The sequence below is a fragment of the Candidatus Chloroploca mongolica genome, assembly GCF_004762035.2.
Classification (GTDB): Bacteria; Chloroflexota; Chloroflexia; order Chloroflexales; family Chloroflexaceae; genus Chloroploca; species Chloroploca mongolica.
Genome location: NZ_SIJK02000022.1, coordinates 81,449 through 94,304, shown reverse-complemented (window position 1 = coordinate 94,304; position 12,856 = coordinate 81,449). Strand labels below are relative to the sequence as shown.

Annotated in this window: 12 protein-coding genes; 5 read left to right on the top strand and 7 right to left on the bottom strand. The window is 55.2% G+C overall.

Going from position 1 to position 12,856, the window contains the following annotated elements; all coding sequences use genetic code 11:
• Window positions 1-264 precede the first annotated feature (264 nt).
• Complete coding sequence (locus EYB53_RS13425) at window positions 265-1,206, bottom strand: glycosyltransferase 87 family protein (RefSeq protein ID WP_135478695.1); 942 nt, start codon at window positions 1,204-1,206, stop codon at window positions 265-267.
• 270 nt (window positions 1,207-1,476) lie between these two features.
• Between EYB53_RS13425 and EYB53_RS13420 the strand changes: the two genes are divergently transcribed.
• The 4 genes from EYB53_RS13420 (at window position 1,477) to EYB53_RS13405 (ending at window position 7,090) form a co-directional block, all read left to right on the top strand.
• Complete coding sequence (locus EYB53_RS13420) at window positions 1,477-3,093, top strand: DUF8689 domain-containing protein (protein WP_135478693.1); 1,617 nt, start codon at window positions 1,477-1,479, stop codon at window positions 3,091-3,093.
• A 461-nt stretch (window positions 3,094-3,554) separates the two neighbouring features.
• Window positions 3,555-4,295 carry a succinate dehydrogenase cytochrome b subunit gene (locus EYB53_RS13415; protein WP_135478691.1) on the top strand — a complete coding sequence of 247 codons (741 nt, stop codon included), beginning with the start codon at window positions 3,555-3,557 and terminating at the stop codon, window positions 4,293-4,295.
• A gap of 28 nt (window positions 4,296-4,323) precedes the next feature.
• Entirely contained in the window at window positions 4,324-6,297 is a 1,974-nt protein-coding gene (locus tag EYB53_RS13410) for a fumarate reductase/succinate dehydrogenase flavoprotein subunit (protein ID WP_135478689.1), read from the top strand.
• 13 nt (window positions 6,298-6,310) lie between these two features.
• Window positions 6,311-7,090 (top strand): succinate dehydrogenase/fumarate reductase iron-sulfur subunit, encoded by a 780-nt coding sequence (locus EYB53_RS13405; RefSeq protein ID WP_135478686.1) that lies wholly within the window; start codon window positions 6,311-6,313, stop codon window positions 7,088-7,090.
• 51 nt (window positions 7,091-7,141) lie between these two features.
• On the opposite strand, the gene EYB53_RS13400 is transcribed toward EYB53_RS13405, so the two are convergent.
• On the bottom strand, window positions 7,142-8,302 hold the full coding sequence (locus tag EYB53_RS13400) for a glycosyltransferase family 4 protein (RefSeq protein WP_216863646.1): 1,161 nt from the start codon (window positions 8,300-8,302) through the stop codon (window positions 7,142-7,144).
• A 73-nt stretch (window positions 8,303-8,375) separates the two neighbouring features.
• Between EYB53_RS13400 and EYB53_RS13395 the strand changes: the two genes are divergently transcribed.
• Complete coding sequence (locus EYB53_RS13395) at window positions 8,376-9,881, top strand: glycosyltransferase family 39 protein (RefSeq protein ID WP_135478682.1); 1,506 nt, start codon at window positions 8,376-8,378, stop codon at window positions 9,879-9,881.
• A 63-nt stretch (window positions 9,882-9,944) separates the two neighbouring features.
• Here the strand turns inward: EYB53_RS13395 and EYB53_RS13390 are convergent, their stop codons facing one another.
• The 5 genes from EYB53_RS13390 to EYB53_RS13370 all read right to left on the bottom strand — a co-directional run bounded on the left by EYB53_RS13390 (window position 9,945) and on the right by EYB53_RS13370 (window position 12,847).
• A complete protein-coding gene (locus EYB53_RS13390; RefSeq protein WP_167857394.1) occupies window positions 9,945-10,568 on the bottom strand; it encodes a response regulator in 624 nt (207 codons plus the stop codon).
• Between the two features lie 131 nt (window positions 10,569-10,699).
• The gene (gene mutM / locus EYB53_RS13385; protein WP_135478677.1) at window positions 10,700-11,533 is read right to left on the bottom strand and encodes a bifunctional DNA-formamidopyrimidine glycosylase/DNA-(apurinic or apyrimidinic site) lyase; all 834 of its coding nucleotides are present in this window, start codon (window positions 11,531-11,533) and stop codon (window positions 10,700-10,702) included.
• 21 nt (window positions 11,534-11,554) lie between these two features.
• The gene (locus EYB53_RS13380) at window positions 11,555-11,965 is read right to left on the bottom strand and encodes a molybdenum cofactor biosynthesis protein MoaE (protein ID WP_135478675.1); all 411 of its coding nucleotides are present in this window, start codon (window positions 11,963-11,965) and stop codon (window positions 11,555-11,557) included.
• A complete protein-coding gene (gene moaD / locus EYB53_RS13375) occupies window positions 11,940-12,224 on the bottom strand; it encodes a molybdopterin converting factor subunit 1 (protein WP_097654413.1) in 285 nt (94 codons plus the stop codon). Before moaD ends, EYB53_RS13380 begins: the two co-directional genes overlap by 26 nt.
• Window positions 12,221-12,847: a cryptochrome/DNA photolyase family protein gene (locus EYB53_RS13370; protein ID WP_135478673.1), complete on the bottom strand. Its 627-nt coding sequence runs from the start codon at window positions 12,845-12,847 to the stop codon at window positions 12,221-12,223. Before EYB53_RS13370 ends, moaD begins: the two co-directional genes overlap by 4 nt.
• Window positions 12,848-12,856: the final 9 nt, after the last annotated feature.

Sequence of the window (12,856 nt, the reverse complement as noted above, 5' to 3'; positions counted from 1 at the left end):
TCTGCGTAATCTGCGGACACTATCGAACCCTCTCGGGACTTTGCATCAGCCCTGTCTTTAGCAGCAGGGCTGCTGCTAAAGACGCCTTCGGCGGTGGGTTGTGGAGCGGCTACGCCGCTCCACAAGATTTTTTGGTTCGTTTTGACGGCTTCGCCGCCAAAACGAACCAAAAACTGGGGGTTGGGGCGCAAGACAAAGCGCCGAGCCGTTTACGGCCACGGCAGAAACTGCCAGCGCCCTCTCTTATTAGCAGCCAAGCAAAGCTTACCGGGACCGCCAACGCAAAGGAGGCAAAAGTGCAGCAAAGAGGGCCGTCGCGACCACGAGTTGGGTCGTGGCAGCGATCGTCTCGGCGGTACGAGGAAGTTGGAAAAAAAACAGCGGAATAAGCCAACTCAACACGAGTGGATACCAAGGCGTCTGGGGGCGCCAGCGCATGACGACGGGGGCCACACCAATAGCAATGTAGATCACCGACATTGGATAGATCAGCGTATTGACGAGCAGAGCGAGACCAAAGGGATCGCCACGACCATACCGATACCAGAGGAATAGAGCCATCAAGCCGAGCAACACCCCGAAGGGAGGAAAAAGGAGTGGACGATCGGGCAAAGCGGCACGATAGGCAGACAAACCATTGAACCAGGCGGCATAGATCTGTGGCCCGGCAACAAACGCAATGCCGCTCCAGAGCACGATAGTGATGAACGCAAAAGTGCCAAGCATATACCAGCGACGATCATAGAGCGCCATAGCGAGCAGGCAGAGTGCAGGCAGCACGACAACCTGCGGCTTGAGGATCGCACAGGCCAGCAAAAGACCGGCAAGGCGATCACGGCCATGTTGATAGAATGTTGCGGCCCACAAGAGCAACACCAAAGCCAGGAGCGTCGTCTGACCAATGAGGAGGCCCTGGACAAAAGGGAGCCAGAGGACAAACCAGAGCAGACTCATCTGCCCAAGCACATAGCGTGACCAATATTCAAAGCCAGCCACAGCAAGCAACTGGAGCAGGATACCACTGAGCAAGGAAGGGACGAAGGCGAGAGGCCAGACCAGTAACAGCACTGGCGGTGGATAGGCAAACCAACCTGCTTCATAGGCCGAGCCATCAGCCATCACAAAGGCACCATAGGGGTCACCACCAGCAAGCCAGTGTTGCACAGCCCCCATCAGTGAATGCCAATCACCCAAGAGATTATTCATACGAGCCTTTGCAATGATGTATAGCAACCCTAAGGGCTTGTAAAAAGCGTTTGTGTGCTTACGTGCCGCTACGCCGCACGTAAGCACACAGCACTTTCATATGTGGTCATAGTTAGCGCCACTGATAGTCACAGGTTTGCGTAGGACTAGCGCACTATAGGCTAGAACTTGTGACTACGAGTATACTAAGAGATGATACTTGTTTGCGCAGAGCAACCCCGGCGCAACAACTTTTACCTGGCCCGATGACCGGTAGAGAAGGCTCACGTTATGCGGTTTTTGCTTGACCAGCGATCATACGAAGAGATGCAGGCACGGCGCTATCACTCGCGAGATTGTTATGTGCGCGGACAGGAATACTTGCACCATCTTTATATTGACGGCGTCAAGTATACCATTGCCCGAGCGGTCTATGCCTGTTACACCGAAGCACAGAATCGCCAGGATCAGGATGCGATCCTGCATCTGGCGATGCACATCAGTGAACTTGAGCAACTGATCAACGAAATTCGCACGCGTGGCGACACAGTAACCTCACTACGCTCGATTGGTGATGCTCCGCCAACTGAGGATGAGGCTCGTCCACAGCTGAACAACTCCTTCTTGCCTCCCGAGCCACAGAGTCTTGAAGAGACCGGCCTCAATCGCACATTTCTGACCGAACACTTTTTGCGCATTCTCTACAACAAAGGCCGGATCACCGGGCGTGATCTTGCTGACAGCATGTGTTTGACCTATCACATTGTGGAAGAGATTATTCTCGATCTGCGCAAAGTAGAACACATTGATATTATCGGGCAACGAGGTTTTGGCGACATCAACTACGAATATATTTTGACCCCACGCGGTCAAGAGGCCGCCATGTCGGCGATGAGCAAGGTGCAATATGTCGGGCCAGCCCCAGTGGTGCTCGCAGACTGGGTTGCCTCGGTCAAAGCCCAGACGGTGCAGAACGTCAAAGTGACCCGCAAAAATATCCGTGATGCGTTTCAAGGGCTCGTCATTGATGAATCGATTCTCAACTCGGTAGGGCCAGCCGTCAATTCAGGCACCTCGGTCATGCTCTTTGGGTATCCAGGGAATGGCAAGACTACCATTGCCGAGCGCATCACCAAATTGATGGGTGACGACATCTTTATCCCACAGACAATCTATTCCGATGGGGCCGTGATCAAGATGTACGATGCCATTGTGCATGAGCCGCCGAAGCATCCCTGGGATGACACCGCAGAATATGATCGGCGCTGGGTGCGCATCAGCCGTCCGGTGGTCATTGTTGGTGGCGAATTAACGCTTGACCAATTGAATCTGATCTACAACGAGACCTCAAAGCTTTACGAAGCGCCGTTTCAGATGAAAGCAAATTGTGGCATCTTTCTGATTGACGACTTTGGACGGCAGCAAGTACGCGTTTTTGACCTGCTCAACCGGTGGATCGTACCCTTGGAAAAACGCTACGACTTTCTCAACACCGTCACCGGGCAGAAAATTCAGATCCCCTTTGACCAGTTGATCATGTTCTCAACCAATCTCGACCCCAAAGATCTTGGTGATGAGGCACTCTTACGGCGCATCAAATACAAATTCGAGATTATAGACCCGACAGAAGATCAGTTTCGTGAAATCTGGAAAATCATGTGCAAAATACGCAAGGTGCCATATGATGATCGGAGCATTGACTATCTGATTGCGAAATGGTACAAACCCGATGAGCGACCATTTCGGATGTGTCAACCACGCGACATTCTTGATCAGATCATTTCGATTGCACGCTACAATATGGAAACGCCAACCTTGAGCGCGGATCTGCTTGATGCGGCATGTCTGACCTACTTCCCCAGCAAAGAGAAGAAGAGCTTTGGAGCGAAGATTCGGCTGGATCTGTAAGTAGGTGTCAATGAGAACCCGAGATACGTCGCTGCGCTGAGCATGACACGTTTCGTTGTCATACCGAGTTCTTGCGGAGAGTTCTTTGTGCCAGAAGATACAAATTTCATATAGCTTCAAGATCCTGGCGTTCTATAAGGGTTTTCTGGCTATCTAATGCCGTGTGATGGCTTTCACAAGGCAGATCTAACTGATCATAAGGTTCGACAAGCGCCGATCTTTCAGTTATAATTTCTACATAGAAGCGTGTCTGATACGCACGTCCCCACTCAATGCTAACGAAATAGTCCAGACGTGGCTGTTATGCAACCAGAAAAAACTGGTTGTGCCGTAGCAGCATAGTCTCTTCAACACCTGTGCAACAGGCTAGAAAGCAATATGGCCTCTGGTGTGCTCCGAAATAGGGAGATGATAGTATATCTGCCGTGTTTGACTGTGCGTTATAACGGAAGGACGGGACGATGACAGGAGTTCTCACGCTCTATCGGACGTCGGTTGGAAAAAAGGTGATCATGGCCCTGACCGGGTTCATTCTGGTTGGCTTTGTGGTTTTCCACATGTATGGCAATACCAAGATGTACCAGGGTCCCGAAGCATTTAATGCCTACGCTGTCGGATTGCGTGAACTGGGCTATCCGGTGTTTGGCTATGAGCATCTCTTGTGGGTTGCCCGTCTCGTACTAATTGGGGCCGTGATTCTCCACATCTGGTCGGCAACAGCCTTGACGATGCAGAGCCACAAGAGCACGGGTGCGAACGCGGTCAGCGGTACACGGCGGTACGGTGAGCAGAAGCGCCAGACAAGTTATGCGGCCTATACGATGCGCTTTGGTGGGATTGTGTTGTTGCTCTTTATCGTCTATCACATTTTGCACCTGACCTTCGGGATGGTTGGCTATGGGCCGAATGAGTTTCAACATCCCAATTATCTGGGGGGCCATCCTGAGTACTTTGTCTACAACAATGTTGTCGTGGGCTTCCAGAAGCCACTGATCTCGGGCTTTTATATGCTCGCAATGGTCTTTCTGGGGATGCACCTCTATCATGGGGTGTGGAGTATGTTCCAGACCCTGGGGCTGAATAGTGTGAAGTATACCGGCGTACTACGTGGGTTGGCGATCCTGGTTGCTGCGGCTGTTGTCATTGGCAATCTCTCGTTTCCGATTGCCGTGATGGCAGGCATTGTGGGGCCGGCAGTCTAAACCTACATACGGTGAGGAGTTTCTTTCGATGAGCGAGACGAAAAACGAGACGACGACGCGTACAGGGGTACGTCAGATCGAGTTTGTGAAGGGTCTTGAGTCTGGGGCATCTGGTGGGCCGATTGAGCAACGCTGGGATACGCATCGCTTCCAGATGAAACTGGTCAATCCGGCGAATCGCCGTCGTTATAGTGTAATTGTCGTTGGTTCAGGTCTCGCGGGTGGTGCAGCCGCCGCGACGCTTGGTGAGCAGGGCTATAATGTCAAGTGCTTCTGCTATCAGGATAGTCCACGGCGCGCCCATAGCATCGCTGCTCAGGGCGGAATCAATGCTGCCAAGAACTACCGGAACGACGGTGATAGCATTTACCGGCTCTTTTATGATACGGTCAAGGGCGGTGACTTTCGTGCCCGTGAGTCGAATGTCTATCGACTGGCCCAGGTGTCGGTAAATATTATTGACCAGTGTGTGGCCCAGGGTGTGCCTTTTGCGCGTGAGTACGGTGGCTACCTCGACAACCGTTCGTTCGGTGGGGCGCAGGTATCGCGTACGTTCTATGCACGAGGGCAGACGGGTCAGCAGTTGTTACTCGGGGCATATCAAGCGCTTGAGCGCCAGATTGCGGCTGGTGCGGTCAAGATGTTCCCGCGCAACGAGATGCTTGATGTTGTGGTGATTGATGGCTATGCCCGTGGCATTATTACCCGTGATATGGTCACCGGCAAGATCGAGCGCCATGTGGCCGATGCGGTGGTGCTCGCAACCGGTGGCTATGGCAATGTCTTTTACCTCAGCACCAACGCCAAAGGCTGCAATACAACGGCGATCTGGCGCGCCCATCGCCGTGGGGCCTTCTTTGGCAATCCGTGTTTTACACAGATCCACCCAACGTGTATCCCGGTGACTGGCGATCATCAGAGCAAGTTGACCCTGATGAGTGAGTCGCTGCGCAATGACGGGCGGATCTGGGTGCCCAAGAAGGTTGGCGAGACCCGCGATCCGCGTCAGATCCCCGAGAATGAGCGCTACTACTACCTCGAAGAGCGCTATCCGAGCTTTGGGAACCTAGTGCCACGTGACGTAGCTTCGCGCAATGCCAAGCAGGTCTGTGATGAAGGTCGCGGCGTTGGCCCTGGTGGGCTCGGAGTCTACCTCGACTTCTCGGATAGCATCAAGCGTCTTGGCAAAGCGAAGATTGTTGAGCGCTATGGCAACCTGTTTGATATGTATGCGCAGATTACCGGTGAAAACCCCTACGAGACACCGATGCGCATCTATCCGGCGATCCACTATACAATGGGTGGCCTCTGGGTTGACTACAACCTGATGAGCACCATTCCCGGTCTCTTTGTGGCTGGCGAAGCAAACTTCTCGGATCACGGGGCCAACCGCCTTGGTGCATCGGCACTGATGCAGGGTCTCGCGGATGGCTACTTTGTGTTGCCCTACACGATTGCCAACTTCCTGGCCGGGATCAAGCCAGGTGGCGTCGACACCAATCACGCCGCTTTTGTCGAGGCTGAGGCTGAGGTGAATGGCCGCGTCAAAAAATTCCTGTCAATCAATGGCAAGCGTACGGTCGACGACTTCCACCGCGAGCTTGGCAAGATGATGTGGGACGAGTGCGGTATGGCGCGCAACGAAGCCGGCCTCAAGAAGGCCCTCCAGCGTATTCCCGAGATTCGCGAGGAGTTCTGGCAAAATGTGCGGGTGCCAGGTGAAAGCAATGATCTCAACCAGGAACTGGAGAAGGCCGGTCGTGTGGCCGACTTCCTCGAACTGGGCGAATTGATGTGCATTGACGCCTTGCAGCGCAGTGAGTCGTGCGGTGGTCACTTCCGTGAAGAGAGCCAGACGGCTGATGGTGAAGCATTGCGCGACGACGAAAACTTCAGCTATGTCTCGGCCTGGGAATATACGGGTACTCTGTCGAAGCCCGAATTGCATAAAGAACCGCTGGCGTTCGAGTATGTGAAGCCGTCCCAGCGCAGCTATAAGTAAGAGGGGATTTCTGATGAAGGTTACGCTCAAGGTCTGGCGTCAGAAGAATGCCAAGACGCCAGGCGAGTTCAAGACATACCCCGCCAACCACGTGAGTCCAGACATGTCGTTTCTTGAGATGCTGGACGTGGTAAATCAGGAGTTAATCCTGAAGGGCGAGGAGCCAATTGCCTTCGACCATGACTGCCGTGAGGGTATCTGCGGCATGTGTTCCTTGATGATCAACGGTATTGCCCATGGCAAGAAAGCCGTGACGACCTGCCAGTTGCATATGCGCAGCTTTAATGATGGCGATACGATCACGATCGAGCCATGGCGGGCCAAGCCGTTCCCAATCCTCAAGGATCTGGTGGTTGATCGTACGAGCTTTGATCGCATTATCCAGGCTGGAGGCTTTATCAGCGCCTCGACTGGCTCGGCTCCTGATGGCAATAGCATTCCTGTTGCCAAGCCAGATGCTGACAAAGCCATGGATGCAGCAGCATGTATTGGTTGTGCTGCTTGTGTCGCCGCTTGTCCGAATGGCTCGGCCATGCTCTTCACAGCAGCAAAGGTGACTCACCTGGGCTTTTTGCCCCAGGGCCAGACCGAGCGCCACCAACGCGCCGTGAACATGATCGCGGTTCACGATGCCGAAGGTTTTGGCAACTGTACGAACATTGGCGAGTGTTCGGCAGTCTGTCCCAAAGAGATCAGCCTCGATACGATCTCACGGCTCAACCGTGATATTGTGGTCGCAGCCCTGAAGGGCATTGAACCAAACGTTGAGACTGCGGCTGCAAAAGCAAGCTAGCTGAACAGCGCATAACACAGCGACGGCGGGGTGTTCCCCGCCGTCGCTGTGTTATGCGCTTGCGACTGCTTCCAGGACAGCAATGGTCTCACGGGCAACCTGACGATACGAGAAACGTGCGGCCTGGGCCAGACCTTGCGCCTGAAGCTCGGCACGCAAACGGTCGTCACCAAGCACACGGGCAAGCGCGGCAACCCAGCCAACCACATCATCGGGGGGCACCCGAATTGCCGCCGGGCCAACGACCTCGGGCAGGCTACTGGCATTGCTGACCACCACAGGGGCACCGCAGGCCATCGCTTCAAGTGGCGGTAGACCAAACCCTTCGTAACGTGAGGGAAACGCAAAGACCGTACAGGCCTGATAGAGCAACGGGCCATCCTCGGTTGGCACATGAATCCGGCGCACTGCCGTCGTCAGTTCGAGTTCGGCGATCAGGCCGTCCAGATCAGGAAAAAGGCGGCGGTCATGGCCGAGCAGACGCCCGGCAATCGCCAGGGTGGCGCGCACACCACGTGCGCGGAGCAACGCAAAAGCTTGCAGCAGCACGGTCAGATTTTTGCGGGCATCCAGCCCCCCTACATAATAGATGAACGGTTCGGTCAACCCATAGCGTCGGGCAACCTCAGCTCGAGCCACTTCTTTATCCCCAGGTTGATACTGATCGCCTGCCGCCAGCAAAACTGGTGTTACCCGTGCAGAGGACATGCGCAAGTGCGTTACAATATCATCGCGGCTGCGCATAGAAAAAGTCAGGACATGCTTGCTCTGGCGCACGGCGCGTTTCACCAGTGACATATAGGCGCGCACATGCAACCCACCCCGATACTCGGGCAAGATCAGCGGAATGATATCACCTACCGTTGTCACAACTGGCACCGGAGCATAGCATGGTGGCGCAAAATAGGGCACAAAGAGCACAGCAGGTTCACGGCGGTTCGTCAGGCGCTGAACGGCCCAGGGAAGAGCTAGTTGCTCGAAGGCAAGTTTCGCCACATTGGCTCCCAGGCGCGTGGTGGGAGGACGGACACGCAACAGCCTTACACCATGTGGGGGTGGAGGTACAGCGGAAGCAGGAGAAGGAGTAAGCAGGATATAACGATGCTGCGGGGCTACCCTGGGGAGCCAGCGCACCAGGCCGTGCAGATACTGACCACTCCCAACATCTGGTTCAGCCCAGAAGCTCCCGTTAATCAACACCTGCACAGACATTGCTCCTAGGGGGGTAGGCGAACCCGTACCACCATAAGCCTGAAGATCTCATCTGGCACAAGGATACCATACTATGCAACAGATGCCCTCATACCAGGCACTGCTCAACCGCATTGACCTCCCCCGTCTCATCACATGGGCGCTGCCATTCTGGGGGTTAGTCGTGATGCTGGCTATTGTCAACTATCCAGCGATGCACCGTGATCTCTGGACTGACGAGGCATTTTCAGCGAGTTACACGTTTCATACGACGGTTCGCGAGGTGTTAGATGACGTACGGAAGAACGAAGAAACCCCGCCGCTCTATTTTCTTCTGCTCTGGGGATGGGCGCAGATGGTTGGGCATGACGAGGCGAGTCTCAGAGCTTTTTCGCTGACGGCTGCAGCGATCGCAACTATGCTCTTTGCTTTGCTCGCGCGGCGTCACCTCACCTTGCCGGCCAGTTTTTTGAGTGTGACCGCCTTTGCGCTCGCCCCGATCTTACAAAACTACGCCCTTGAAGTCCGTGGCTACACGCTGACGATTCTACTCAGTGTGGTCAGCCTCATCACATTCGAAAACCTCTGGCGTCATCCCGAGAGTAGTAGGGCTCAGGCAAACTACATTGCCAGTGCTCTGGCCCTTTTTTTTACCTCTTACTTTAGTCTTCCGCTCTTAGCCGCACAATGGCTCTGCTGGTTCTGGCAATTGCGTACACCTGCCACACGCAAACGTCGGCTCACCGACTGGGTTGTGTTGCATCTCGTCATGGCGCTGGGCATTGCCTGGTGGTTGCCCAGTCTAGCGTATCAACTTTCTGTAGCCGCTGATGTAACTGCCAACTGGAGCAGGGGGCCAGGCGATTATTATCTGCTGCTGCTCAGCCTTGTCGTGGGAAGTCCTCAAGCAGGGAACTGGTTCATCTTGTGGCTGCTCGGTGCAGGTGCCAGTATTGTGCTCATCCTGGCTGTGGTTTTGCATGATGATCAAGCGATCAGAGGCGTAGTTCTGCGGGCAACAGCGCTGCCGACTCTTCTCCTCTTCGGCTTATGCATCACCCTTGAAGTAACAGCCTACCGCTATCTCAGCATCATCTTGCCTGGGGCGATCCTCGCGGTTGGGGCAGGTTTCAGTGCCTTGCGCACCCGTCGCGCACTGCTGGCATGGATTTTGGCGAGCCTTGTCGCGATCGCTCTCCTTTTACCATGGTTGATCCCAACGGGACAGGCAAGCCAACCACCAAAACCCTGGCAAAAACTGAGTAGCATTGTTGAACAGAATCTTGCGCCAACAGGTGATGTTATTCTCTTTCATCCCCCGTGGGATCAGCGCATTTTCACCTACTACGCCGGTGACGTGGATGTACCCCTGCTTGGCGCGTATCACTACGATGAGTTCTATCACATCCAGGGTTATACACTGCGCCAGACCTGGCGAACCGAGCAAGCAGTGCCACTGATCGCGTCACACCGGCGGGTATGGGTTTTCTACAACCAGATGTTTCACACCGTGCCAGCCCTCGATCTCCCCTATCGTGAGGCAAGAAGGTGGCGTGAAGGCAATTTGGAACTCATTCTCTACGTCATTGATGAGCCTTAATTTGGATCTTATACCAATTGCCTCTGGCGGGTGAGTCGGCGGGGCCTTCAAGCGTCCTTGATCTCACACACGAGACAAATCGGTTTGCATGATCCGGTGCTGGCTCGCACGCAAGGTGCCAAGTTCATAGGCAGCATACTCCGTGGCCCGGAGGATGCGATCAAGCCCGGCCCGCACTTCGAGGTCAAGCGCTTCTTCTTGCAAGAGCTGCGTTTCACCCATAATGACGGTCAGATGCTGGCTGATGTGATGTGCCGCCGCACGCATCGCCTCTTGCTGGAGGCGGAGACGCTCACGTTCGCGTTCCGCCTGCAAGAGACAGGCGTAATCATTGGCGCGAACAAGCATCAGGTGTAACAGGTCTGCGTTGATCGGCCTGGAGAGATACGCAAAGGCCCCGGCGCTCAATGCTTCAAGGCCAGACGCATCCCCTTCAGGGGCATCAAGAACCAGCAGAGGCACAGCGGGGCAGCGCTCCTGTTGCAGTGTACGCAACAAAGCAAGGCCACTCCCATCAGGGAGCATCTGGGCAATGAGGATGACGGCGGGAGGCAGCTGTCCCAACTGTTCACGCGCTTCAGCCTGGCTACGAGCAACGAGAAGTGTAAACCCTTCTTCATGTGCGACCGTGCTTCGTGATAGCTCGATAAGGGGATCGTCTCCGACCACGAGCAGTTGTGCCTGCATGATGCTTCCTTTCGCCGTAGGACAAGGTAGACGGAAATCTCGTCTAGCATGTGAGATGCAAATGGATGGCGATTCTGCTTGAGCATACCACAATTCTATTACCAGAACAGCATCCAGCATAAAGAAATTTTTTACGATTCAGGTAATCTCTGGCATACCGGGCAAAAGAAGGTACTGCGCTGAGCAATGACGACGCGTTCGATGGTGGTTCCGCAGCGCTGACAGGGTTGACCAGCGCGATCATAGACAAGAAAATAGTCCTGTTGCTGGCCGCGACGGCCATAGCCATTACGGTAATTACGCAACGAACTGCCCTCGTGTTCAATAGCCTGGGTAAGGATGGCACGAATCGCCTGATGCAAGGCCGCGACACCATTGGCATCAATCGCAACAGCAGGCAGCAAGGGGTGCAGGCGGGCAAGCCAGAGGGCTTCGCTGGCATAGATATTGCCCATGCCAGCAATGAGGCGCTGGTCAAGCAGCAGTGGCTTGATTTTGGTGCGGCGTCCGGCCAGGATATGGGCAAGCGTTGCCGCCGTAAAGGTCTCTTCGAGCGGCTCGGGGCCATGAGCCGCGTCGAGTGCAGCCATGCCATCAGGATCAAGCAGGCGTACCCGGCCAAATTTGCGCTCGTCATCAAAAAAGATCCGCCGGCCGTCATCGAGACAGATGATCAGATGGACATGCGTACGCGCCGGTTCTGCGGGATCATGCACCGTCAGGTTGCCCGACATACGCAGGTGGATCGCCATCGTCAGATCGTTCGCGAGATGAAGCAAGACCCATTTGGCACGTCGAGCGACCTGCGTAATGCATCGTCCACTGATCATTGCCTCAAAAGCTTCGGCAGACAACGGCTCAAGCATGCGCTCCCAATCGAGGCGTTCAAGGCCAACGATGGTACGTCCTGTGACCTGTGAGGCGAGGGAGCGGGCAGCAATTTCTACTTCGGGTAATTCTGGCATAGCCTTCTTCGTAACAACAATTCAATCACGCCACTCGACTTCACCGTCGGCCCAATGTTCTTGTTTCCAGATCGGTGCAATCGCCTTGATCCGATCCATGATATACTCGGCGGCCTCGAACGCTTCGTGGCGATGCGGTGCGGCGACAACCACGAGCACCGCCGTCTCGCCAATGGTGAGTTTGCCTACCCGATGATGCACGGCAATGCGACCAACCTTCCAGCGGCTTCTTGCCTCGTCAGCAATCTGGACAAGCACCGGCACAGCCATTTCGGCATACGCTTCGTAGTAAAGCGAGGCCGTGGGCCGACCGCCAAAATGGTTACGCGCCACACCAGCAAAGGTGACGACGGCACCATCTTCAGGTGTCGTCACATACGCCACCAGTGGGGCAGGATCAAGTGGTTCAGCAGTAATAAGGAACGGCTGCATTGGCATCCTCTGTGCCACCACTGACTGGTGGAATAAAAGCAACTTCATCATCCTGATGGAGTTGCGCAGACGGCTCGACGAAGGTCTGGTTCACCGCAAAGAGCAGGCGACCGGTATAGCCAGCCAGGCGGGGATAGGCCGTCACCAGGGTTTGCCAGAGCTCGGCGACCGTGGCGTGATCAGCGACCTCGTAGGTTTGTTCAGCCTGGCCCACAATATCGCGGTGACCGGCAAAAAAGCGTACACGCACCGTGATCATGACGATTGCTCCGTATATGCTTGGGGGCCAGAACCTGTTGGACGCATAGCCTCGGTCTCCACCCGACGCCAGAAGGCGCTGAAGCGCCGCGGGGCTGCGCCACGCCAGTGTACCAGAGGCTGAGGTTGGTAGACAACAACCTTATAGAGCTCACGCAGCGCTGTATCAAGGCAGACCAACCCGGTCGCAGCCTGTTCGACATCGGCAGGCACCCCCCGCTCACGGCGCAAGGACACTTTAGCCGGCTCAAGATCCTCGTGAACGCCTTCACCTTTCTCGGCATACACGAGTTGCCAGAAGGCACGCCAGGCCAATTCATTGACAAACTTGGCAAGACCGGGGCCGGGCGCAAAACGAGTCACGAGGAAATCACGCACCTCGGCGAGCCCAAGGATACCGTGGCGAAGATAGGGCGAGAGCAAGGAGACGCCACGACGGACGACATCATTGCGAGTACGGGCATAGTCGCGTGGATCAAAGCTACTCAGGCGACGGAGCGCGGCACGACGACCGCCAGGGGTAGCCGCAGGCTCGGCTGGACCTTCATAGAGGCCAGCAAGGGCTTCGGCAAGATAGGCGGCATGCTCGGCGCGTGTTGGGTGATCGGTTTGCAGACGCATCATAGTAGCAGG

Bases quoted from the DNA above. Each gene is read 5' to 3' on its own strand.
- EYB53_RS13425 (WP_135478695.1), bottom strand. From the start codon at position 1,206: ATGAATAATCTCTTGGGTGATTGGCATTCACTGATGGGGGCTGTGCAA.
- EYB53_RS13420 (WP_135478693.1), top strand. From the start codon at position 1,477: ATGCGGTTTTTGCTTGACCAGCGATCATACGAAGAGATGCAGGCACGG.
- EYB53_RS13415 (WP_135478691.1), top strand. From the start codon at position 3,555: ATGACAGGAGTTCTCACGCTCTATCGGACGTCGGTTGGAAAAAAGGTG.
- EYB53_RS13410 (WP_135478689.1), top strand. From the start codon at position 4,324: ATGAGCGAGACGAAAAACGAGACGACGACGCGTACAGGGGTACGTCAG.
- EYB53_RS13405 (WP_135478686.1), top strand. From the start codon at position 6,311: ATGAAGGTTACGCTCAAGGTCTGGCGTCAGAAGAATGCCAAGACGCCA.
- EYB53_RS13400 (WP_216863646.1), bottom strand. From the start codon at position 8,302: ATGTCTGTGCAGGTGTTGATTAACGGGAGCTTCTGGGCTGAACCAGAT.
- EYB53_RS13395 (WP_135478682.1), top strand. From the start codon at position 8,376: ATGCAACAGATGCCCTCATACCAGGCACTGCTCAACCGCATTGACCTC.
- EYB53_RS13390 (WP_167857394.1), bottom strand. From the start codon at position 10,568: ATGCAGGCACAACTGCTCGTGGTCGGAGACGATCCCCTTATCGAGCTA.
- mutM (WP_135478677.1), bottom strand. From the start codon at position 11,533: ATGCCAGAATTACCCGAAGTAGAAATTGCTGCCCGCTCCCTCGCCTCA.
- EYB53_RS13380 (WP_135478675.1), bottom strand. From the start codon at position 11,965: ATGCAGCCGTTCCTTATTACTGCTGAACCACTTGATCCTGCCCCACTG.
- moaD (WP_097654413.1), bottom strand. From the start codon at position 12,224: ATGATCACGGTGCGTGTACGCTTTTTTGCCGGTCACCGCGATATTGTG.
- EYB53_RS13370 (WP_135478673.1), bottom strand. From the start codon at position 12,847: ATGATGCGTCTGCAAACCGATCACCCAACACGCGCCGAGCATGCCGCC.